At 48.6% G+C, this 22,219-nt stretch carries 20 protein-coding genes; 16 read left to right on the top strand and 4 right to left on the bottom strand.

Translation table 11 applies throughout. The annotated features are described in order from the left end of the window. Positions 1 to 111: 111 nt before the first annotated feature. The 4 genes from ACYVB1_RS06630 to ACYVB1_RS06615 all read right to left on the bottom strand — a co-directional run bounded on the left by ACYVB1_RS06630 (position 112) and on the right by ACYVB1_RS06615 (position 6,621). On the bottom strand, positions 112 to 1,098 hold the full coding sequence (locus ACYVB1_RS06630) for a glycosyltransferase family protein (RefSeq protein WP_460921946.1): 987 nt from the start codon (positions 1,096 to 1,098) through the stop codon (positions 112 to 114). Then, entirely contained in the window at positions 1,095 to 1,940 is an 846-nt protein-coding gene (locus ACYVB1_RS06625) for a UDP-2,3-diacylglucosamine diphosphatase (RefSeq protein ID WP_460921944.1), read from the bottom strand. Before ACYVB1_RS06625 ends, ACYVB1_RS06630 begins: the two co-directional genes overlap by 4 nt. Before the next feature lie 460 nt (positions 1,941 to 2,400). Continuing rightward, on the bottom strand, positions 2,401 to 3,759 hold the full coding sequence (locus ACYVB1_RS06620; protein WP_460921942.1) for a T9SS C-terminal target domain-containing protein: 1,359 nt from the start codon (positions 3,757 to 3,759) through the stop codon (positions 2,401 to 2,403). A 69-nt stretch (positions 3,760 to 3,828) separates the two neighbouring features. Next, on the bottom strand, positions 3,829 to 6,621 hold the full coding sequence (locus tag ACYVB1_RS06615) for a TonB-dependent receptor (protein WP_460921940.1): 2,793 nt from the start codon (positions 6,619 to 6,621) through the stop codon (positions 3,829 to 3,831). A gap of 432 nt (positions 6,622 to 7,053) precedes the next feature. Between ACYVB1_RS06615 and ACYVB1_RS06610 the strand changes: the two genes are divergently transcribed. The 16 genes from ACYVB1_RS06610 (at position 7,054) to ACYVB1_RS06535 (ending at position 22,204) form a co-directional block, all read left to right on the top strand. Continuing rightward, positions 7,054 to 8,397 carry a porin gene (locus ACYVB1_RS06610; protein ID WP_460921938.1) on the top strand — a complete coding sequence of 448 codons (1,344 nt, stop codon included), beginning with the start codon at positions 7,054 to 7,056 and terminating at the stop codon, positions 8,395 to 8,397. Positions 8,398 to 8,771: 374 nt separating this feature from the next. After that, positions 8,772 to 9,986 carry a porin gene (locus tag ACYVB1_RS06605; RefSeq protein ID WP_460921936.1) on the top strand — a complete coding sequence of 405 codons (1,215 nt, stop codon included), beginning with the start codon at positions 8,772 to 8,774 and terminating at the stop codon, positions 9,984 to 9,986. Positions 9,987 to 10,215: 229 nt separating this feature from the next. Next, positions 10,216 to 11,223 carry a PstS family phosphate ABC transporter substrate-binding protein gene (locus tag ACYVB1_RS06600; protein WP_460921934.1) on the top strand — a complete coding sequence of 336 codons (1,008 nt, stop codon included), beginning with the start codon at positions 10,216 to 10,218 and terminating at the stop codon, positions 11,221 to 11,223. A gap of 72 nt (positions 11,224 to 11,295) precedes the next feature. Continuing rightward, positions 11,296 to 12,171 carry a phosphate ABC transporter permease subunit PstC gene (gene pstC / locus ACYVB1_RS06595; protein ID WP_460921932.1) on the top strand — a complete coding sequence of 292 codons (876 nt, stop codon included), beginning with the start codon at positions 11,296 to 11,298 and terminating at the stop codon, positions 12,169 to 12,171. Then, positions 12,164 to 13,021: a phosphate ABC transporter permease PstA gene (pstA, locus tag ACYVB1_RS06590; RefSeq protein WP_460921930.1), complete on the top strand. Its 858-nt coding sequence runs from the start codon at positions 12,164 to 12,166 to the stop codon at positions 13,019 to 13,021. Before pstC ends, pstA begins: the two co-directional genes overlap by 8 nt. A gap of 174 nt (positions 13,022 to 13,195) precedes the next feature. Next, on the top strand, positions 13,196 to 13,945 hold the full coding sequence (gene pstB / locus ACYVB1_RS06585; protein WP_460921952.1) for a phosphate ABC transporter ATP-binding protein PstB: 750 nt from the start codon (positions 13,196 to 13,198) through the stop codon (positions 13,943 to 13,945). 57 nt (positions 13,946 to 14,002) lie between these two features. After that, positions 14,003 to 14,680 (top strand): phosphate signaling complex protein PhoU, encoded by a 678-nt coding sequence (gene phoU, locus ACYVB1_RS06580; protein WP_460921928.1) that lies wholly within the window; start codon positions 14,003 to 14,005, stop codon positions 14,678 to 14,680. A 240-nt stretch (positions 14,681 to 14,920) separates the two neighbouring features. Further along, positions 14,921 to 15,562, top strand: a complete 642-nt coding sequence (locus ACYVB1_RS06575; protein ID WP_460921950.1) for a heme exporter protein CcmB — start codon at positions 14,921 to 14,923, stop codon at positions 15,560 to 15,562. 113 nt (positions 15,563 to 15,675) lie between these two features. After that, a complete protein-coding gene (ccsA, locus tag ACYVB1_RS06570) occupies positions 15,676 to 16,341 on the top strand; it encodes a cytochrome c biogenesis protein CcsA (RefSeq protein WP_460921926.1) in 666 nt (221 codons plus the stop codon). Next, a complete protein-coding gene (locus ACYVB1_RS06565; RefSeq protein ID WP_460921924.1) occupies positions 16,328 to 16,600 on the top strand; it encodes a CcmD family protein in 273 nt (90 codons plus the stop codon). The genes ccsA (ACYVB1_RS06570) and ACYVB1_RS06565 overlap by 14 nt, the downstream gene beginning before the upstream one ends. A gap of 115 nt (positions 16,601 to 16,715) precedes the next feature. After that, positions 16,716 to 17,141: a cytochrome c maturation protein CcmE domain-containing protein gene (locus ACYVB1_RS06560; protein ID WP_460921922.1), complete on the top strand. Its 426-nt coding sequence runs from the start codon at positions 16,716 to 16,718 to the stop codon at positions 17,139 to 17,141. Between the two features lie 101 nt (positions 17,142 to 17,242). Beyond that, positions 17,243 to 19,852, top strand: a complete 2,610-nt coding sequence (gene ccsA / locus ACYVB1_RS06555) for a cytochrome c biogenesis protein CcsA (protein ID WP_460921919.1) — start codon at positions 17,243 to 17,245, stop codon at positions 19,850 to 19,852. Between the two features lie 98 nt (positions 19,853 to 19,950). Further along, positions 19,951 to 20,769 carry a Rossmann-like and DUF2520 domain-containing protein gene (locus ACYVB1_RS06550; protein WP_460921917.1) on the top strand — a complete coding sequence of 273 codons (819 nt, stop codon included), beginning with the start codon at positions 19,951 to 19,953 and terminating at the stop codon, positions 20,767 to 20,769. Between the two features lie 107 nt (positions 20,770 to 20,876). Continuing rightward, complete coding sequence (locus tag ACYVB1_RS06545) at positions 20,877 to 21,206, top strand: 2Fe-2S iron-sulfur cluster-binding protein (RefSeq protein ID WP_460921915.1); 330 nt, start codon at positions 20,877 to 20,879, stop codon at positions 21,204 to 21,206. Between the two features lie 82 nt (positions 21,207 to 21,288). Next, positions 21,289 to 21,531 carry a Fe-S cluster assembly protein IscX gene (gene iscX, locus ACYVB1_RS06540; RefSeq protein ID WP_439881198.1) on the top strand — a complete coding sequence of 81 codons (243 nt, stop codon included), beginning with the start codon at positions 21,289 to 21,291 and terminating at the stop codon, positions 21,529 to 21,531. Between the two features lie 175 nt (positions 21,532 to 21,706). After that, positions 21,707 to 22,204, top strand: a complete 498-nt coding sequence (locus ACYVB1_RS06535) for a KdsC family phosphatase (RefSeq protein WP_460921912.1) — start codon at positions 21,707 to 21,709, stop codon at positions 22,202 to 22,204. Positions 22,205 to 22,219 lie beyond the last annotated feature (15 nt).

Below are 22,219 nucleotides of genomic sequence, written 5' to 3'. Positions count from 1 at the left end.
GGCAGTAGGGGCAGTTTACCTGGATAGTTATCTCGCACATAACTTCCTATAAACACCCTTGCTGCCATACTTATTCCAACATCATACATTCTAGAACACAGCCCTAAATCTTTATGTATTCTCCTGTACAATGCGCTGCACAATGGCATTTGTTTCATCCGGGTATATCACCTTAACGGGTTCTCCGTTTTTCATCCAGTTTTCTATAACCGGAAGGTGCTTCTTCTTAAAACTTTTGATGGCACTAACTCCCATATGGGTGAGCACAGCAGCATTACATACCTGCTCAAACTGGTTCTTCATGGGCACGACCAGCAACTTCTTTTGCAAATACAGTGCCTCTGATGCGGTACCGAAGCCCGCTGCACAAAATACCCCGGCAGACGTGGCCATGCTTTTCAGGAATGCTTCGTTCTGAATGGGCTGAATGCTCACATTCTGGTGCCGGAACGCCTGCCTGTTGTGCTTTGAAAACACCTGCCATGTTACGCTTCTAAAATTGGTCAGCATATTTAAAATTTTCAGGTCGTCGTGGGCTGGCAGGTACACAGTGTAGTGACCCTCGTTATGCACTTCCAGCCCGCGCACCTCCTTCCGGATAACAGGCGTAAAGATAGAATGGTCGAACCTGGAGAAATGAAAGCCATACTGTGCCGTGGTGGGAGAATAGTTTTTGAGTATAAACCTGCCCATGTAATCTACCTCCTCCGGTTTTGGCACATTTGCGTCTAGCACCGCCACCTGGTTACTCAGGCCAACACAGTGCTTCCGGGCTATCATACAGGCCCATGCAGAGACAGGCTCAAAGTCTGTTATAACCAGGTCATACTCCTTTACAGGTAGCCGGCGCACTTCCTTATAGAAGCTTCTGGAATTAAGTTGGGCAAATGTCCGGTAGAAGTCAACTCCGCCGCTTTTACCGAAAATGAACCCTAAACCTTGAAGGCGGTACTTTACAGGGTGCGGAAGGCGAAGGTCCACCTGGCAGCCACTCACCAGGATGTCCAGCTCACCACGCTGCTGCAGGGCCGGTATTATGTCCAGCGCACGCGCCAGGTGGCCGTTACCCGTTCCCTGTATAGCGTATAAAATTCTCAAGCGCCTTTAAAGTTAAGCTCCACCATCAGGCTCTGAAACAGCTGCACATTCGACATCAGCTCATCCTCTTCCGACTCATCGGCAGAAAAAGTATCAAGGTCTTCTCTGAACTTATAGAGGCTCCAGGTTCCGCTGTTGTATTCCAGCGCCGTCAGGTTCTCAATCCAGTCTCCAGAATTCAGGTAGGTTACAGCGCCTTTCTGGGTCACGATTTCCCGCATTTCAGGCTGATGGATATGTCCGCACACTACATAGTCGTAGCCGTTGGAGATAGCGATGTCGGAGGCAGTCTGCTCAAAGCTGTTAATAAACTTCACCGCGCTCTTCACCCTGTTCTTGATGTTACGGGAGAGGTAAACCTGCTCCTGGCTAAACTTATGGCAGAAGAAATTGACCACACGGTTGAGCAGGATAAGCATATCGTAGCCTTTCGCCCCGAGCCGGGCTATCCATTTTGAATGCTGCATGGTCACATCAAACACATCGCCATGAAAAAACCAGGCCTTCCTGCCGTCTAGCTCCAGCACTACCTTGTTCACTATCTCAAAAGAGCCCATTTCAAAACCTTTGAACTTACGTAGCATCTCATCGTGATTGCCTGTGATGTAGTAGATTTTGGTGCCCTTCGTAATCATCCCGATCAGGTGCTTTACTACCCGCATATGAGACGCAGGCCAGTAGCTCTTGCTAAACTGCCAGATATCAATGATGTCGCCGTTCAGAATGAGTATTTCAGGGGTGATGCTTTTAAGATAACCCAGTAGTTCGCTCGCGTGGCACCCATAGGTACCGAGGTGCACGTCTGAGATAACGGCAACCTGTACTTTTCTTCTTCTTGGCATATAGTTAGGTGCGGGTGTAAACCTAAGTTCGGTTAAACTTGAGCGGGGAGTAAAACGAACTTAACCTGTATAGGAAGAAGGACAGTAGCTTATCCACCATCACACTTTTAAACCTTTCTACCTGATTCATACGCTTCACCATTAATCGTTCGGAATCACTTTTGGCTCAGTACTTCTTAACTTTTGATTGAAGTTAAGCTTAGCTTATTAACTGCAGGTTATAAGAGAGTTACCATTTAATTAAACCTTACCCTGGAAGGTCTAAATAAAGCATATTTAAAAAAGGTTTTTTGGCGTCCTCTTTCCGGAGTTAAAGCCCAACTAACTCTTTCGGTAAGCATATAAAAAAAGAAACCCGCCGGACGGCGGGTTTCGGATGGAGCGGGAGACTAAGCCGCTCCGTTCATGATTGCAACGATGTTTCTCACCCATACATGTACAATCAGTAATATGAAGCTTCTTAGTAGGCTATGTTCTGAGGGTTGAAGTTAGCCCAGCCAGTTGTCCAGTCAGTAGACCCGAAGGCACCGATGTAATCCACCTGCTCAAAGAAGCTGTCAAGGTTGGTAAAGGCAGGCTCTACAGAAGTAGTTACAGTAGTGAACTCAGGGTTGCCAGACTGCGCAAAAGAACCTGAGAGGCCTAGTGAAGCAGCGTCGTTTACTACCATGTTATTTCTTTCAGCAGTATTGAACCAGGTGGCTACGTCAAAGTTGCCGTCAGACTCGATGGTAAGGGCTTTTCCTGAAGGGATACCGGCAATCACAGTGTTGCGGATGTTCATTTCACCGGCAGTAGCATTGGCTTGCGTTGGAGCACCATCTAATAACAGACCTACTGGCCATCCGGCAACAATAGAGTTGTATAGTTTTGTTTTGTTGTTTCTGCGGATGTGCAGGCCACGCTTAAAGTTAGAGTTAACCTGTGCAGAAGGATTGGTGCCAAGCGGGCCGAACAGGCTCACGTTAGAGTAAGTTGGGGCAGTGATTGGCGTAGCTCCGCTACCCTGGGAATCGTTATCTGACTCGAAACCATTAGAGCCAGAGGCATCCGCCACGTTAGGGTCAGAAATACCCACCAGGAACTGCAGTTTACCTGCGTATCCGTTGTCCGTGTCAAACATATCATCTACCTGCTTGTAGGCAATCAGGTGCTTGGCGTTTACCGTACCACCAAACCACTCAAAAGAGTCATCACCGCAATGGGAAACCTGTATGTAGTCCAATGTAGTACCTGAACCTACACCGCCAAGAGTAAGACCGTTGATCTCATTGTCTGGCTGGAAAGCGATACCCGGGAACTCTATTCGCACATACTTTAATGTACCGGAGTTATCAGTAGCGTCACTGCCACCGTATTCTCTGTCTACACCTCCTTCTATTCTGGCACCGGCACCTAAGTTTACAGGTGCGTTGCCCAGGATGATGATACCGCCCCAGTCGCCGGCAGCACGCTGGCCAGCAGGCTCCGCAGAGGTGAATACAATAGGCTGAGCAGCTGTACCCTCTGCCATAATCATACCACCGCGCTCAATTATAAGAGTACCTTTAGAAGACTTTTCACCTTTAATGATAGTGCCTGGTTCAATGGTAAGCGTTGCGCCATCTTTTACATACACAAAGCCTCTCAACAAATATTTTGTGTTCGCTCTCATGGTGAAATCTTCTTCCGTGGAGCCAGAAATAACGGTCATCCCGTTTTCCTGAGCCGTTAAGAACTCCTCACCGGTTACCGGCGGATTTACAGGCTCCTCATCTTCGCAGGCCATAAAGGATACAGAGATAAAAGCGACCAGCAATAGGTTTAATAACTTTTTCATATTTGGTTAATTGGTTATAAGTTGCTTAAGGTTGTTAGAATGCGTTAGTTATAAACTGCTTTGTGATTGTTAGAATTTGTAGGTTACGCCAATGGTAGAGTACTGTCCTTTTTGGAATTCCCTGAACGACTCATCCACAGAAGTAATTTTCTCGTCGTTGTTAGAGTCCTGCATCAGGCGCGTCTTTTGGTTTAACAGGTCCTGAATACCCGCTTTTATTTCGAAGTGCTCTCCGATTCCTTTTGTCAGGGACAGGTCAATCTGGTGGCGCGGCATCTCGTACACCGTCTGGCGCAGGTTACTGCCCGCTGCGAAAATGCGTGTTCCGATAACATTGTACAGCACGTTGAACTGTAGCTGGCGGTCATCGTCCTGATAATACACGCCTGTGTTCACTACATAAGGAGACTGACCCACCATCTGGCGTTTGCCGGCCTGGTAAGAAGCATACTCATCTGTTAGCTCTACCTCGCTCTGCACCAGGGCAGCATTCAGCACCAGTGTCAGGTTCTGCACAAACCGGGACTCTGACAAATCCAGCAGTGACTTTCTAACTTCAGCTTCCAGGCCATAGCTGTAAGCGTTCTTTGCGTTCGCAAATGTGATGGTGTTCGCTCCGCTTGTGTTCTGGAACACAGTTTCAATAGGCTTGTTGAAGTATTTGTAGAAAGCCCCGAAAGAAAGCAGCTCCGTTGGGTTAGGATAGAATTCGTAGCGCACATCGCCGTTGTAAATAGTCGCCACATCCAGGTTTGGGTTACCCACTACTTCCAGCAGGTTCACGAAGTCGAAGTATGGAGCCGGAGCAATCTCTCGGAACTCTGGCCTGTTTACACTCACACTACCACCGGCACGCAGCATAGCGCGAGGGGTGAGGTTATAAGTGAAGTTAGCAGATGGCAGCACACTCAGCACCGGATTTTCCCTGTTCAGCGGCCTGCCATCGAAGCCAAGAGATTCCAGTTCCTGGTTGTTATATTCTACACGCACACCGCCTGAAACCGACAGTTTGTTTAGCAGCGGCGTGGCCCCTCCAACAAATCCGGCGAGGTACGTATTGTATGCACTGTAATTGTTCTGCGGGTTAGAGTCTTCGAGTAACTTCCAGCCAGTGGTGTTGTTAATGTTTCCAGGAGCAAAAACCTGGTTTATCTGCAGCAACGGAAGGTTCTGGTCGAACATAGAAGTGTTGGCCGGCGCAAACGAGAAGAAACGGGAAGAATAATCACGGCTCTTGCGCTCGGCATAGAAACCTGCTCTTATCTTAGGAGCGTTTTCTGAAGTGGAGTCTGCACTTTCGAAGCGGTGCTCAATCTGGCCATTCGCCATTACGCCTTGCTCATTCAGGTCGGAATAGAAACGACCGGCATCTCGCAGGGTTGGGATAGGCTGGTACAGCAATCTATAGGTACCGTCGTTGTTATCGTCGGCCGTACGGAAGCGGCGATAATCCGGCTCATTGCGGTTGGTGTAGTTATAACCGCCCGTCCAGGTAACAGTAGACCTATTGTCGTTAAAGTCGTGCGTACCCTGCAGCTGGCCGGAGTAGATAGAACGGCTTTCATAGCGCAGTGAGTAATTTTGCTGCCTTTGGGCACCGTTCGTATAGTCGACTCCCTCACGCTCCAACACTTCGTTGCTACCCAGCTGGTTAAACAGGTTTCTGAACTCAATCTTGTTATTGTTATTTATCCGGGCCGACCAGTTGCTGATGACACCTAAACGGACATTGTTTGTGTATACCTTATCGCTATAACTTAGCTGGCGCTCGCTTCGGCCAAGTTCTTCATTAAAGGCACCGTAATTGTTTCTTGTTCCCTCTGTAAGAGACTGGGTATTGCTGTAAGAAGCAGCTGAAACAGTGCTGATACGAAGCGAACCTACATCAAAACGGCGGTTCAAACCGAGCGACATGCGCAAATCCGGTGTTGCCGTTGTAGCTTTCGGTGCCCAGTTGTTAGGGAATAGCTGGCCTTTTTGCGGCACCTCCCCCTGGGTTTGGCCTTTAGTAGCAGTCAACCCGGTTGGCAACTGCCTCTTCCCATTATCAAAACCTAAGAAGTCGGTGCTGCTCTTGCTGTCTGTCAGGAAGTTGTTAAAAGTTGTCCCCACGCGGTATGAGCCTGACACACCAATGCTGGTGCTGTTTTCGTCTACCACATTCTTTGTATAGATTTTAATAACACCGCCACCAAACTCACCTGGAAGCTCCGGCGAGCCGTTTTTATAGATCATGATGCGGTCTATTACGCTGGTTGGCAGGATGTCAAAAGAAAAAGCCTTCTGGTCCGGCTCCGTACTTGGCGTGAGGGCATCGTTCAGCAGCACGGTGTTGTAGCGCTGGCTCATCCCCCTGATAACTACATAGCGGTCGTTCAGAATGGTTACTCCTGGTATGCGTTTCACTGTTTCGGCAGCGTCGCGGTCCATGGACTTGGCAATCTGCTCGCCCGCCACACCGCTTACCACCACTTCACTTTCGCGCATCGTCTCCAGCACGGCCATTTCGGTGTTTGTCTGGCGAGTGCCCACAATCTCTACCGTCTGTATCTGGGTGCTGTTCTCCTCCAACTGCACGTTTAAAGTAGTCGGCTGCCCCGCGCTTACCTGCACCACTTGCTCAAAAGGCTTATAAGAAAGAAAGGTAACAGATAATGTATGAGCACCAGGCTCCAATGGCAATGTGTAGTTGCCCTCATAGTCAGTAGTGGTGCCTTTAGAAGTTCCTTTGATAAAAACCACGGCCCCGATGATATCCTCGCCGGTAGCTTTGTCTTTTACTTTACCCTTTAGTGTCCCCTGCTGGGCAAACACACCTATGGTAGTAGTAAGAATGGTGAGAAGTGTGAATAATGATTTCATTGAAGTACTCTTGTTTAGTCTCGCTGCAAAAGTACCGTGGCTACTTTAACCTAATTTTATGAAGGGGTTATGATACCGTTAAGCCTTCGACCTTAATGTTAAGTAGCAATTAACGGGAGGTTAAGGGGGCATTACCTCAATATTATGCGCATGTTAAATCACAATTCCAGCTTTTTATATCGCTTTTACAAGAATTGCCACACACCACACAAGAAGCTCAGAAACAATTGTTTACCTACTGAATTCACCGAATACAATAGGGCTAAAAAGCTTAACATTGGGGTAACATTTCGTTAATCAAGCCATAACATTGGCAAGCTTATTTTGCGCCGCAGTCAAAGGTATTGTGGCAACTTATACAGCCTGACTAACTGGTAAGGCCCAAAAGCAAACAATGCAGGTGCCAGCCTGTAATGGTTACTACTTTATATAATGACTGAGACAAAACCTTATCGCTTACTCACCCTATCCATGTTGAAAGATTTAAGAAATGTTGCCTTGCTTGCAGTGGCTGCATTAAGCTTTGGAATACTTACCAATGCACAGGCGCAAACCGACACGGTAAAAACTGTAGTTGCCGTTCCGGTGGCCATAACGCCAGCCGTGCCAGCAGCAGACAAATCAGCCTGGTACAACAAAATATCAATCAGGGGGTATGCGCAGGTCCGCTATAACCGCCTGTTCGAAACCAACCCGCTCCTGAAGTGCGACCAATGCGACAGGTCCTTGGGCGAGAACGGTGGCTTCTTCATCAGGCGTGCCCGCATTATCTTCAGCGGTAATGTGCACGAGAGGGTCTTCATATATATCCAGCCGGACTTCGCTTCAGCACCAAGTTCTACTACGCTGCATTTCGTGCAGCTGCGCGATGCGTACTTCGACCTTGCTTTAGATAAGGAGAAAGTGTTCAGACTCCGCATCGGGCAGAGCAAAATACCCTATGGCTTTGAGAACATGCAGTCCAGCAGCAACCGCCTTACACTTGACAGAAATGATGCTTTGAACAGCGCCGTTGCAAATGAGCGCGACCTGGGCATCTTCTTTTACTGGACCCCTCCGGAGATACGCGCCAGACTGCAGGAACTGGCAAACGCGAAGCTGAAGGGGGCAGGAGACTACGGGATGGCAGGTATCGGTATTTACAATGGTCAGACAGCCAACAGGCCGGAAGCCAATAACAGCCAACACGTTGTAGCCCGCTTTACCTATCCGTTCAAGCTTGCTAACGGCCGCTTTATTGAACCGGGCCTGCAGGCCTACACAGGCAAGTATACTGTTACTCCGGACCAGCTTTCGCCAGGGGTTACAGTAGCACCGGAATATATAGATCGCCGCGTGGCTGCTACACTGGTTGTGTACCCGCAGCCACTGGGCTTCCAGGCCGAGTACAATGTTGGCGAGGGTCCTGAATATGATCCGGGAACAAAATCTGTACAGGTAAAGCCTCTGAAGGGGGGATATGCACAGGCTATGTACAAACTGGAGGTTGGCGACCAGGTTCTCCTGCCCTTCCTGAAAATGCAGTATTATGATGGCGGAAAGAAGCATGAGCGCGATGCTACCAGCCACCTGGTGTACGAAACAGAAATAGGTGCAGAATGGCAGCCTTTCAGAAACTTTGAACTGGTCGCAGATTATAGCATAGGCGACAGAACCATCAGCAATGCCCAGACGGTGAACAACCTTCCGGATAATTTATCAAGAAGAGGTGGCCTCTCCCAAGGCAACAGGCAGTATGGCAACAGGCTTAGGCTGCAGGCCCAGTTCAATTTCTAGCACAGCAACACCTTTTACAGATAAAATTTATACAGCAGTTCCCCCCGGACAAAAGCCGGGCGGAACTGCTGTATTCTTCTCAACCTAAAACAGAACAAGCACCACACGCTCCTCTACATGCCTTGCTTGGCGGCACAGCAGGTCCTCCCTTGTTCTGTATCAGATAGCTTAACATTATGGTAACATTAGGTTAATCAACAGATAACATCTTCTTCGTTATTTTACACCGTGAAACAGCAGCCAGAGCAGCCTGACTAACTGCAATGCTGGTACACCACCTGGACGGAGCATTTATAGCCTGACTAACTGTGAATGCTGTCGGACAACGTTAAGGAATGCCTGAAAGGTTATTTCTCACCTAAACCTACGAGGACGTGAATTATTTTTCCAAGGGAGCAGGATTACTGCTGCTCATGCTCCTGTTTTGGAGCAATAGTGTTTATAGCCAAAGTGTTATAAAGAGCAAGTTTGGCAAAGGCGTTTCTGTTGTGGCTGCAGACACTTCTTTCAGCATGAAGTTCAGCACAAGGTTCCAGACACTTTACCAGGGTGTTACCAATCCTTCTACAAATGAATGGGACGACAATTTCACGACCCGTCGTTTCCGCCTCAAATTTGACGGTTTTGCTTTCTCTCCAAAGTTCGTATATAAAATAGAGCTTGCCCTCAGCAACAGAGACATCGGTCATGACACGCCACTGATGACCAATAACGCCGACAATATTGTACTGGATGCCGTAGCGAAATGGAATTTTGCGCCTAACCTGTACTTATGGGCAGGCCAGACAAAGCTGCCGGGCAACCGTGAGCGTGTTATCTCTTCCCAAAACCTGCAGTTTGTGGACCGAAGCCTGTTGAACGCCCGCTTCAATATTGACCGGGATGCTGGCTTACAGCTGCACCATGAGCACCAGGTTGGCCAGGTGGTACTGCGCGAAATAGGCGCTATTACGATGGGGGAAGGCCGCAACATTACAGTTACAAATGCAGGTGGTTACGATTACACTGCCCGCGTTGAGGTGCTACCCTTTGGTTTTTTTGAAGGTAACGGAGACTATTTTAACAGCGACCTCCTTAGGGAAGAAACTCCCAAGCTGTCGATAGCTGCCACTTATGATTACAACGACAATGCCTCCCGCGAAGGTGGCCAGTTGGGCGATTTTTTAAGTGAGCAGCGGGACCTGAGTACTGTGTTTGTAGACGCGATGTTTAAATACAGGGGCTTTTCTTTTATGGGCGAGTATGCCAACAAAGAAGCGCTGAATAGCTCCACAATCCAGGAAACACAGGAAGGCCCTGTAGTAAGAAGAGACGCAGAGGGTAATATAGAAGAGGCTTTCACGACGGGCAATGGCCTGAACCTGCAGGCGGGCTACCTCTTTAAAACCAATTGGGAAGTGGCAGGCCGTTACAGCAATTATAACCCTACTCCTGTACTGGGGCGAAGAGCACAAGACCAATATACAATAGGTATATCGAAATACATTGTAGGCCATAACCTGAAGGTACAGAGCGATGTAACACTGCTGCAGCAGGAGCGCCGTGACGATGCCTACATGTTCAGGATGCAGATGGAAATCGCCCTGTAGGTTTTATATAAATTTAACAATTACTTAATACGCCACAAGGTGCAGGTTGTAAGCTTATACAGAACTTTGCACACATAAAGACACTAAAAAATCAAGCGTTAAAGGCCCAGTTACCTACATACACAACTAACTCAGATACAAGACAGTATACCCAACGCAAAGTAATATTCATATTTTTTTGAGGTCACCAAAACCCATTCAACCAATCAACCCCTAACATCTAATTTGTATGTTAAACCTTAGGCTTAACTTTTTTAAACTAAACGCCGCCCTCCTGGTAGGAGGCACTCTCCTCTTCAGCGCCTGTGGAGGCAACTCTAACGAAGGAACTGACAGCGACCTTTCCGGGAACATCCAGATAGACGGTTCTTCTACCGTATATCCTATCACCGAGGCTGTAGCGGAGGACTTTCGTGCTGAGGCACCAAATGTAAAAGTTACTGTTGGTGTATCTGGCACAGGCGGCGGTATGAAGAAGTTTTCGCGCGGTGAGATTGACATCGTGAATGCTTCGCGCACCATGAATGAGTCTGAGAAGCAGCTCGCGTCAGAAAACAATATTACGTTTGTTGAACTGCCAGTCGCTTACGATGGCCTGACCGTAGTGGTACACCCGGAGAACAACTGGGTAAACGACATTACAGTAGCAGAACTGAAGAAAATATGGGAGCCTGGTGCACAGGGCACCGTTACCAGATGGAACCAGATTCGTCCGGAGTGGCCTGACCAGGAGATACACCTGTACGGTGCCGGTGTTGAGTCGGGCACGTACGATTATTTTACTGAGGCTATTGTAGGCAAAAGCCATTCCAGCCGCGGTGACTATACGGCCAGCGAAGACGACAACGTGCTGGTGCAGGGTGTTTCTACTGACCCTTACGCGCTCGGCTTCTTCGGGTACGCTTACTACGACGAGAACAAGGACAAGCTGAAAGCTGTGCCGGTAGATGACCAGAACGACAGCAACGGCCAGGGCGCTATCATGCCTTCTCTCGAAACTGTAAAAGATGGCTCGTACGCACCCCTTTCCCGCCCGCTCTATATTTATGTAAACTCAAAAGCAGCCAGCAGGCCAGAGGTGGTAGAGTACGTGAACTTCTACCTTGACAATGCGGCAGAACTGAGCGAGGAAGTAGGCTACATCCCGATGCCTGCCGAAATTTACCAGGAGCAGAAGCAGAAGTTTGAGCAGTTCAGTTCTGGCACCAATGCCAGTGCTAACAACGCACAACAATAACTGACTAAACATAAACAGGCAGCGCAGGGTTAAATACTATCCCTGCGCTGCCTTATAGAAAGGAACAGCACCTTGAGAGCATCTGAAAAAATAATCGAGGGCTTGTTGTGGTTATCAGCCGTAATCACAATACTTATCACAGTCGGCATTATCTGGGTACTGCTATCAGAGTCGATAGCCTTTTTCAGCGAAGTGTCCATCGTTCGCTTTCTCACAGAAAAGGAGTGGACACCTTTGTTTGCCGATAAAAAGTTCGGCATCCTGCCACTGGTGGCGGGCACCCTGCTCACCACTTTTATTGCCATCGCGGTAGCACTCCCCCTTGGCCTGACCATCGCCATCTACCTGAACGAGTATGCACATGCCGGCTTTAAGCAGGTCATTAAACCAATGCTGGAGGTGCTGGCCACCATCCCGACGGTAGTATACGGCTTCTTTGCCCTGACAGTAGTTACTCCTTTTTTACAGCAGTTTATTCCTGGTTTGGCGGGCTTCAATGCCTTGTCGGCTGGTATTGTGATGGGCATTATGATCATCCCGATGATTTCCTCGCTCAGCGAAGATGCCATTAGCGCCGTACCGCGCTCCCTGCGGGAGGCTGCCTACGGCATGGGCTCTACCCGCCTGCAAACTGCTTTTGGCGTGATGGTGCCTGCGGCATCTTCAGGTATTGTGGTGTCTGTCATACTGGGTATCTCCAGGGCAGTGGGCGAAACCATGATCGTGGCCATTGCCGCTGGTCAGCAGCCACGCCTTACACTTAACCCGCTCGTGCCTATCGAAACCATCACGACCTATATTGTGCAGGTGAGTTTAGGCGACGTACCCCATGGCTCCTTGGAATACCGTACCATCTTTGCCGCTGGTATCACCCTGTTCATTTTCACGTTTGCGCTGAACAACATCAGCTTCTGGATAAAAAAGAAATATCAGGAAAAGTATGACTAACTCAGAAAAGAACCGGCTTAAAGACAAAGCATTCCAGGTTTTCGGTGTCTTCTGTACCTTCATCGGGCTGGTAATACTTGCTGTTTTTCTCGCTGACATCGCCATAGAAGGTTTTTCGCGCATTGATTGGGATTTCCTCACCAGCCTGCCTTCGCGCAGGGCAAGCCGTGCCGGTATCTTAACAGCCTGGGCAGGTACCCTGTGGATTCTGGTGCTGACGGCCATCATCGCCTTCCCGCTAGGTGTGGGGGCCGGCATTTACCTGGAGGAGTACAGCAAAAAGAACAAGTGGACCAACTTCCTGGAGATTAACATTGCGAACCTGGCAGGTGTGCCCTCCATTATTTATGGTTTGCTGGGCCTGGAGATTTTTGTGCGCCAGATGCGCCTTGGCGGCAGCCTGCTGGCAGGCGCCCTGACGCTGTCGCTCCTCATCCTGCCTATCATTATCGTAACTACCCGTGAGGCAATCAAAGCGGTACCCCGTAGCGTGCGCGACGGCTCTTTTGCCTTAGGCGCCTCTAAATGGCAAACGGTCTGGAACCAGGTGCTGCCAGCGTCTTTTGGCGGCATTCTGACGGGTATTATCCTGTCGCTTTCCAGGGCGGTGGGCGAGGCAGCTCCGCTTATTGTGATTGGTGCCTTAGCCTATGTGCCTTTTACGCCAGCCACGCCTTTTGATGAGTTTACGGTGCTTCCTATCCAAATCTTTAACTGGACCTCCAGGCCGCAGGCAGAATTTTTAACAAATGCAGCAGGAGCCATTATAGTTTTACTGGCAATTACCTTTTTGCTGAACGGAATTGCCGTATACTTACGCAACAGGCAGCAAAAGAAAGTGAAGTGGTAATAAAGGCCAGCAGGTAGCACCAGGGCAAAAGCGTAATCTTTCCTTCTACCGGCACATAGCAAAAAGGGCAGGTAGCCCGAAGCCAACGAATGCTTTGTGTCTTTAGCAAGGTAAAAACCTTACGCTGCGCCTTTTGTATAAGATTTATTCTCTTCTTTTATGAATAAAAAAACGATAAAGCTCGAAGCAAGAGAGCTGAATGCCTACTACGGCGACTTCCATGCCCTAAAGAACATCAACATTTCCATGGAAGAAAAAAACGTGACGGCTTTTATTGGCCCCTCTGGCTGTGGCAAGTCCACGTTTCTGCGCACCTTTAACCGCATGAATGACTACATCGACGGCTTCCGGACAGAAGGAGACATTCTGCTGGACGGAAGAGACATTTATGCAAAAGATGTACGTGTGGATGAGCTGCGAAAAGAGGTAGGCATGGTGTTCCAAAAGCCGAATCCTTTTCCGAAGAGCATTTTTGAGAACGTAGTATACGGCCTGAAAATACAGGGCATCAAGAAAAAGTCTGTTCTGGAGGAGGCGGCAGAGAAATCGCTGCGACGGTCTGCGCTCTGGGATGAAGTAAAAGACAAGCTCTCTAAGTCAGCACTGGCCTTATCGGGTGGGCAGCAGCAAAGGCTCTGTATTGCCCGCGCACTGGCTATCTCGCCCTCGGTGCTGCTGATGGACGAGCCTGCCTCTGCCCTCGACCCTATCTCCACAGCTAAGATTGAGGAGCTGATATACGAACTGAAGAACGACTACACCATTGTAATTGTGACGCACAACATGCAACAGGCTGGCCGGGTGAGCGACAACACGGCTTTCTTTTACATGGGAGAACTGGTGGAGTATGCCAAAACCAAAACCATGTTCACAAGCCCGCAGGACAACCGCACACAGAATTATATTACAGGCCGTTTTGGTTGAGTTATCCTGCATCCGTTACACGTATACTTTAGTTCCTCACCCATTAAATTATAAAAGATGCCTCATATAGATGTAGAGTTAGATAAGCTTAAAACAAAACTGCTGGAAATGTGGGATCTGGTGGAGTACCAATTGCAGAGCGGCCGTGAGGCCATGCTGCAAGCCGACCAGGAGCTGGCAAAGCAAATTATTAAGCGCGACAGAAAGGTAAACCAGTTCGACGTGAAGATAGACCGCATGTGCGAGAACTTCTTTGCGCTGTTTACCCCCGTAGCCGTTGACCTGCGCATGGTGCTGGCGGTGCTTAAGATAAACGCCAATCTCGAGCGCATAGGTGATACTGCTGAGGGTATTGCCCGCTTTGCAAAGAAGCTGGATACCCCTGTCAGCGAAGAACTGCTGGAGTTAACGAAGGTGCTGCCGATGTACGAAGAGGCCATAGCCATGTTTGCTGACTGCCGCGTAGCCTTTAAAAACAATGATCCGGTAATGGCTAAAACGCTGATAAAGCGCGATAAGGCCTTAGATAAAATCTACCGCAAATCAGACAGCATTGTGACAAAGTTCATGGCTAATAACCCGGAGAAGATTTCGGAGGCGCTCGCTATTTTGTCCATCATCAAAAAGGTAGAGCGCGTAGGTGACCAGGTTACCAACATCGCAGAAGAGATTATCTTCTACCGCGAGGCTAAAGTGGTTAAGCACAAGCAGGACAAGAAAAAGAAGAAGGATTAACTAATTGTTGAATGGTAAAATTGTTGATTGTTAGGATCAGCAATACTCAAAACATATAGAGCACGGGCCATGATGGCTCGTGCTTTTTCTTTGAATGAAGGCCTGAACAGCTTGTTCGTTTCACAGCCATTTAACCATTTACTACACAATAACCGCCTCAAAGCTACCTTCAAAGTAAATTGTACCTTACCTTTGCAGTAAAACTGAGAAGCAGTGCTGTTCAAAGAAGTTTTATACTTAATTCAGAAGGATTTGATGTTGGAATGGCGACAAAAGTATGCCTTTAATGGCATGCTGCTATATGTCGGCAGCACCGTATTTGTGTGCTTTCTAAGCTTTGGCATGCGATCAAACGTACTTTCAGTTCCTGTATGGAATGCGGTACTTTGGATTATCCTGCTGTTCACGTCGGTAAATGCCATTGCCAAAAGTTTTATGCAGGAGAACCGGGGACGGCTGCTTTACTTCTACTCCATCGTGAGCCCGCAGGGCGTTATACTGGCTAAGATAGTTTACAACACCCTGCTGATGCTGGTGCTGGCCTTAATCTGCTTCCTGTTCTATGCCCTGGTGCTGGGCAACCCGGTGCAGGATGTGCCCATGTTCCTGCTCTCACTCCTGCTGGGGGCTATTGGCTTCTCCACCTCCCTTACCATGATTTCGGGTATTGCCTCCAAAGCCGCCAACAGCGGTACACTCATGGCCGTGCTCAGCTTTCCCGTTATCGTGCCAATGCTCCTGATGTTGATTAAGATGTCGAAAAATGCCCTGGATGGCCTGGACCGTAGCCTCAGCCTCGACGAACTGCTTACCTTGCTCGCCATAAACATGATCGTAATCACTGTTTCTTATATTTTGTTCCCGTACCTTTGGCGTTCGTAAGGTGCTGGCCCCTGCCAGAGAAAAATGCATTTTTTTTCCGCAATTGGTGACGAAACCGGCTGGAAAATGTTAAAGGTAAAAGGAGCGGCGTGCGCTCAGTTAATTATATAAGAATGAAGAAAAATTGGTGGAAAATACTGGCCGTTTTGCTGTTGGTCTATACCATAGTGGCTGGTATGCTGTCGGAGGTGCCGCGTCTGGCTATCCTGAACGAAACCATCCGGAACCTGTACTTTCACGTGCCGATGTGGTTTGGAATGATCCTGATCCTACTCATATCTTTTGTCTACTCTATCAAATACCTGAACAAGCCTACGGTAAAAAACGATGTGATTGCCGCGGAGGCAGCCAAAGTAGGCATTCTGTTCGGCGTACTGGGTATCGTGACCGGTATGGAATGGGCTAAGTTTACATGGGGCGAGTACTGGAGCAACGACCCGAAACAGAACGCCTCGGCCATTGGCCTGCTTATTTACTTTGCTTACCTCGTGTTGCGCAGTTCCTTCAACGAACAGCAGCAAAGAGCCCGCATCAGTGCCGTATACAACATTTTTGCCTTTGCGGCCCTTATCCCTTTGCTCTTCATCCTGCCACGTATGACGGATTCACTGCATCCTGGCAACGGAGGCAACCCGGGCTTTAACACTTATGACATGGACAGCAGCCTGCGCATGGTGTTTTACCCTGCCGTTTTGGGCTGGACTTTGCTGGGCGTGTGGATTGTGAATGTAAAATCAAGACTAGAATTACTCAGACAACGATTATATGAAAGTGTTTAGAATACTGGCAGTGTGGTGCTTTATCCTATGCGCCACAGCAGGCATCCAGCAGGTGCAGGCCCAGACAGAAGCCACCACAACCGTGGTAGCTGAGCCGGAAGTAGAAATGGCCGATGTCCTTCGGCAGGACGGCAAAATTTATGTAGTGGTCGCCGTACTGCTTACTGTATTAGTGGGCATGATACTGTACCTTATCTCCTTAGACCGAAAGGTAGGAAAGCTGGAAGCGCAACTGAAAGACAGTTTAGTGAACCGCTAACCTGGCAACCCAAAGGCTACTATTTTTCCTTAAAAATTAGCCTGCCGCTATGGATTTATATTCTCCGGAAGCGTGTTAGGCAGTCAGAATAAGCACAACACATTTACATACTTAGATGAAGAAGTCACATATCATCGGGATCATTGTCATCGCTCTGGCCATTGGCATTATTATGTCTTCTGCAGGCGATGCCAGTACTTATGTGTCATTCGACGAAGCTATTGAGCGCGCCGAAGACGGCAACACTACTAAAGTGCACGTGGTAGGCCGCCTGAAGAAAGATGCAGCAGGCCATATCGTGGGCATGAACTACGACCCATTGGTTGACCCGAACTACTTTACTTTTATGCTGGTAGACACCAACCGCTTTGAGCAGCAGGTGGTATACTACAATCCCAAACCACAGGACTTTGAGCGTTCAGAGCAGGTAGTAATTACGGGCAACATGCAGAACAATGTGTTTGTGGCCGATAAAATCCTGCTCAAGTGCCCGTCTAAGTACGTGGAAAAAGAAATACAGCAGAATACAGCAAGCCTGTAAAAGAAGTTAAAGAGTTAGAAAGTTAGAGAGTTAAAAAGTGAAGACTCTCCTACCGGACAACTCTCTAACATTCTAACCCTCTAACTTTCTAACTTTTCAAGATGATAAATACGCTGATTGGGGATATTGGCCATGCGAGTGTGATTGTGGCTTTTGTGGCAGCCATTGTGTCCTCTTATGCCTATTTTATGGCCTCCCGCTCTAAAGTGGAGGCTACCGGAGACAACAGCTGGCGCAACCTGGCCCGTGGTGCATTTTATGTGCACGGAGCGGCTGTGCTGATGGTTGTCTTCAGTTTGTTCAACATTATTTACGAGCACCGCTACGAGTATTACTACGCCTGGAGCCACTCTTCCAACCACCTGCCGGTGCATTACATGATTTCCTGCTTCTGGGAAGGCCAGGAGGGCTCTTTCCTGCTCTGGATTTTCTGGCACGTAGCACTGGGGGTGGTGTTGATTAATACAGGTAAGAAAAACAAAGTGTGGGAAGCTCCTGTGATGGCGATGTTCTCGTTCGTGCAGCTCTTCCTGACTTCTATGATATTGGGTGTGGTGATTGGTGACCTGAAGGTAGGCTCCTCTCCTTTCATCCTGATGCGTGATTTTATGACGGATGCCCCGGTATTCGCCATGGACCTTAATTTTGTACCGCAGGATGGTACTGGCCTTAACCCGCTGCTCCAGAACTATTGGATGGTAATTCACCCGCCGACACTGTTCCTCGGTTTTGCCGCTACCCTGGTGCCATTTGCTTTCGCAATGGCTGGCCTTTGGAAAGGCAAGTTTGTAGAGTGGGTGAAGCCAGCGCTGCCATGGGCACTGTTTGCCGGCGTTATCTTAGGTATTGGTACCATGATGGGTGCTTACTGGGCTTATGAAACGCTGAATTTCGGTGGTTACTGGAATTGGGACCCTGTGGAGAACGCAGTATACATTCCGTGGCTGGTGCTGATAGGTGCTATTCACACCATGGTGGCCTACCGCCGTGGAAAGCAAGGCCTGAAAGCATCTTACATCCTTGTGATTGCCTCCTTTATCTTAATTCTGTATGCCACCTTCCTGACAAGAAGCGGTATTTTAGGAAATGCCTCCGTGCACTCCTTTACAGACCTTGGTTTGTCCGGTCAGCTATTCGCTTATTTAGCAGCGTTTGCGGTATTGGCGGCTGCCCTGCTGGTGTACCGTTGGAAAAGCATACCGACAACTGAGAAAGAATTATCAACTTACAACGGGGAATTCTGGGTATTTATCGGTGCTGCCGTACTGTGCCTTGCCGGTTTCCAGGTTTTGGTAACAACCTCTATCCCGGTATACAATTCTTTCTTAGGCTTCATTGGTATCGAATCTAATGCAGCTTTGCCTGCCGACCAGATTGAGCACTACACCAAATTCCAGCTATGGGCTGGTGTAGGTATAGCCCTTCTGTCTGGTATAGGGCAGCTGCTATGGTGGAACAAAGGCGAGAACACAAAGCAAACATTTCTGGATGCCATCACACTGCCAGGTATGTTAACACTTCTTTTCGCCAGCTTAATTATTGTGCTGTCGAAAATGGGCATGCTGTCTGAAACGATAGACAAGCCGGCTTATATTACCCTTTTAGTGACGGCACTTTTTGCTGTGTTTGCGAACCTGAGCATTATACTCAACCTGCTTCACAGAAAAGTATCGCTTTCGGGCGGTGCCGTATCGCACATTGGTATTGCCCTGATGCTGGTTGGTATCCTGTTCTCATCCGGCTACTCCAACATCATTTCGCAGAACACCTCCGGCATGGTGTACTCCCGTGAGTTCCCGGACGACATTAACCGTGACAACGTGCTGTTGTGGCGAAATACGCCTGTTGAAATGGACAAATATACCGTGAGCTATCATGGCCAGTTCATGGAAGTTAAGGGCGTGCCAGAATACGTGAATCGTGAATTGCTTTTCCCGACAGCAGATGAGTATAAAGCCATTGCCCGCGGCGACATAAAAGCAGGTGATAAGGTGTACTTTAAAACAGGAGACACATTAGATTTAGAGTCCCCGGAGAATACCTATTACCAGGTGCAGTACAAAGAGCGTGACGGCGACAAAGAATTTACGTTGTACCCGCGTGCGCAGGTGAACCCGAACATGGGCTTGCTCGCCTCTCCGGATATCAAGCACTTTGCAGACAAAGACCTCTACTCACACGTTTCCTCTGTTCCGGACCCGAACGAAGAAAAAGACTGGGGCGAACTGATGGAGTTTGACGTTGCAGCCGGCGACACGATTATCCTGAACGACTATGTTGCGGTGTTCAACGGCATCGAGCGTATAGAAAAAGTGCCCGGTGTAGAACTGGCACAAGGCGATGTGGCAGTGCAGGCGGATATGAAGATAATGGGTGAGCGCAAAAATTACCACGCGCACCCTGTGCTGATGATTAAAGACCAGATGATGGGCCGTGTGCCGGAAGAAGTAGCAGACCTTGGCCTGCGCATTACCTTCCTGAACATCGACACAGAAAATAATCGCTTTAAGATAGGTGTGAACGCCACGCAGAAGGACTACATTATCCTGAAGGCAATGGAGAAGCCGTTTGTGAACATCCTCTGGATAGGCACCATCATCATGAGCATTGGATTTGTGATGGCCATTGTTCGCCGTAACAAAGAAGGTGGTGGCAATACAAAAAAACCGGCTACCACACCGAAGCCGAAAAGAAAAGTGCAGGCAGCCTAAGCGGCCCCTCCTCATAATCAGAAAGCCTTTGCTCTGTAGCAAAGGCTTTCTTGCTTTAGAATGGATTCTGTTACAATAACATTCTAATTTCGCGGTATATGAAATCAACTCAAAAGATGCGTATTGCCTTTGTGGGCGCAGGCAATGTGGCCTGGCACCTGGCACAGGCACTTGCCAACGCCGGACATGAGCTAAAAGCTGTCTACAGCCGCCAGGGTACCTCCCGCGAAGCTTTGGCCAGTCTGTTGCCACAGGCTAAACCTCTTACACAGCCTGACTTAAGAGAGATAGAGGTGGATATCGTTTTTATCTCTGTTCCAGATGCTGTGTTGTCTGATACAGCCGCTGTGTTGCAGGTAAACCCTGGCACACTGGTAGTGCACACTTCTGGTTCACAGCCACTCAGCCTGTTGCAGCAGGTGCAGGAAGCACGTACGGGGGTTTTCTACCCCTTGCAGACTTTTTCAAAAAGCAAGCCAGTTAACCTGGCACAGGTACCGCTGTTGGTAGAGGCGCAGGATAAGGAGACACTACAGCAAATTGAGGCGCTGGCAGGAAGCATCAGCAAACAGGTACACCGGGTGTCGTCTGATTCCCGGAAACATCTGCACCTGGCGGCAGTATTTGCCTGCAACTTTACGAACCACCTGCTGGGCATCAGCCAGCAACTGCTGCAGGAAGCCAACCTGCCGAAGCAGTTGCTCCAGCCATTGATAGAAGAGACGGTAGCCAAAGCGGTGCTGCAGGATCCTTTTACAGTACAGACAGGCCCGGCCGTACGGGGCGACGAAAACGTACTGCAGGTGCACCTGCAGTTACTGCAGCAACACCCTGCTTATGCTTCGCTTTACCAGCAACTTACCCGAAGTATACAGGAAAAAGCGGCAGGCAGAGGCGGCAATGCAGAACCAGGCTAACCAAAATTCCCTTTCTCTGGTTTAAGTAACATGGCCAACATCAGCCGCCTGTTTTGATTCGGCTGAAGGCCTTCGTAAATTGCACGTTCAAAACAGATACAGAAGAAATGAAAGTTGTAAATATAACCTTTAAGTTTGCTGACGGCTCACCAGACATTACCCATCCTGCTGTGGAGGGGGAATCCGTACTGGATGTGGCCCTGAACAACGACATAAAACTACAGCATAACTGCGGCGGTGTGTGCGGCTGCAGCACCTGCCACGTATATGTGGAAGCAGGAATGGATGACCTGCCGGAGATTTCAGATAAAGAGGAAGATTATATTGACCGTGCTGTAGACCCGCGCATCAATTCCCGGCTGGGCTGCCAGTGCGTGGTGCAGGGAAACGAAGATATTGTAGTCACCATTCCGGAACAGGATTTCCTGGGACACTAGACATTTAACATTGATCATTTATCAGGTCTCGCCATAGAGTGTACTGATAAATGTTAATTGATAATTGATAAATGAAAAAGAGATGAATAAGAGTTACGAGCCACCAATACACTGGAACGATTATGAGGACATTGCCATGGCACTTTACGAGAAGTTCGGCGATGATTTCACAGAATCTAAAATCTACCGCATCCGCTTCACCGAACTGCTTGAATGGGTACTGTCGCTGCCAAACTTTGAAGGCACGCGCGAGCAGGCGAACGAGGGACACCTGGAGCAGATACAGGCTGCCTGGGTGTATGAGTGGCGTGACAACCAGGACTAAGCTTTCTCATCAGCGGTATAGTCTAATCACAGTATATTTTATACTTTTAAAGGTCTTTCTGAAAAAGAAAGACCTTTTTCTATTTTATGGAGGGCTTCATTACTGTGCCGGACTGGCCGGAACTATATGCTGCCGCTAACTTTATATCCAAACTTCTCTTTGCCTTTTATTACTTATGTCCATTACTCAAACAGATTTAACCCGCATCAACACCTTAGTTTTTGATGTGGATGGTGTCCTGACAGATGGCTTACTGTACTGTTTTGCCGACGGGGAACAGGTGCGTGCCTTTAACATCAAAGACGGTTTTGCCATTAAACATGCTATACAGCAGGGCTATCGTGTGGCTATTATAACGGGCAAAAACGAGCCTGGTGTGCGTAAGCGGCTTGAACAACTCGGCATTGAGGACATTTATACAGGTATAGAGGACAAGGTAGAAACCTTTGAGAACTATGTTTACATGCAGGGCATTCACCCGGCCACTGTAGCGTATATGGGCGACGATATGCCGGATTTTGAGGTAATGCAACGCTGTGGCCTGCGTGCCTGCCCGGCCGATGCGGCCGACGATATCAAAGAAATCAGCACGTTTATAGCTACGAGAAAAGGAGGCCGGGGCGCGGTGCGGGAACTGGTAGAGAAAATAATGAAAGCACAGGATACCTGGTAAGTAATACAGCTGAAC

The organism is Pontibacter brevis (assembly GCF_054779655.1).
This window is presented reverse-complemented; position numbering and strand designations above follow the sequence as displayed.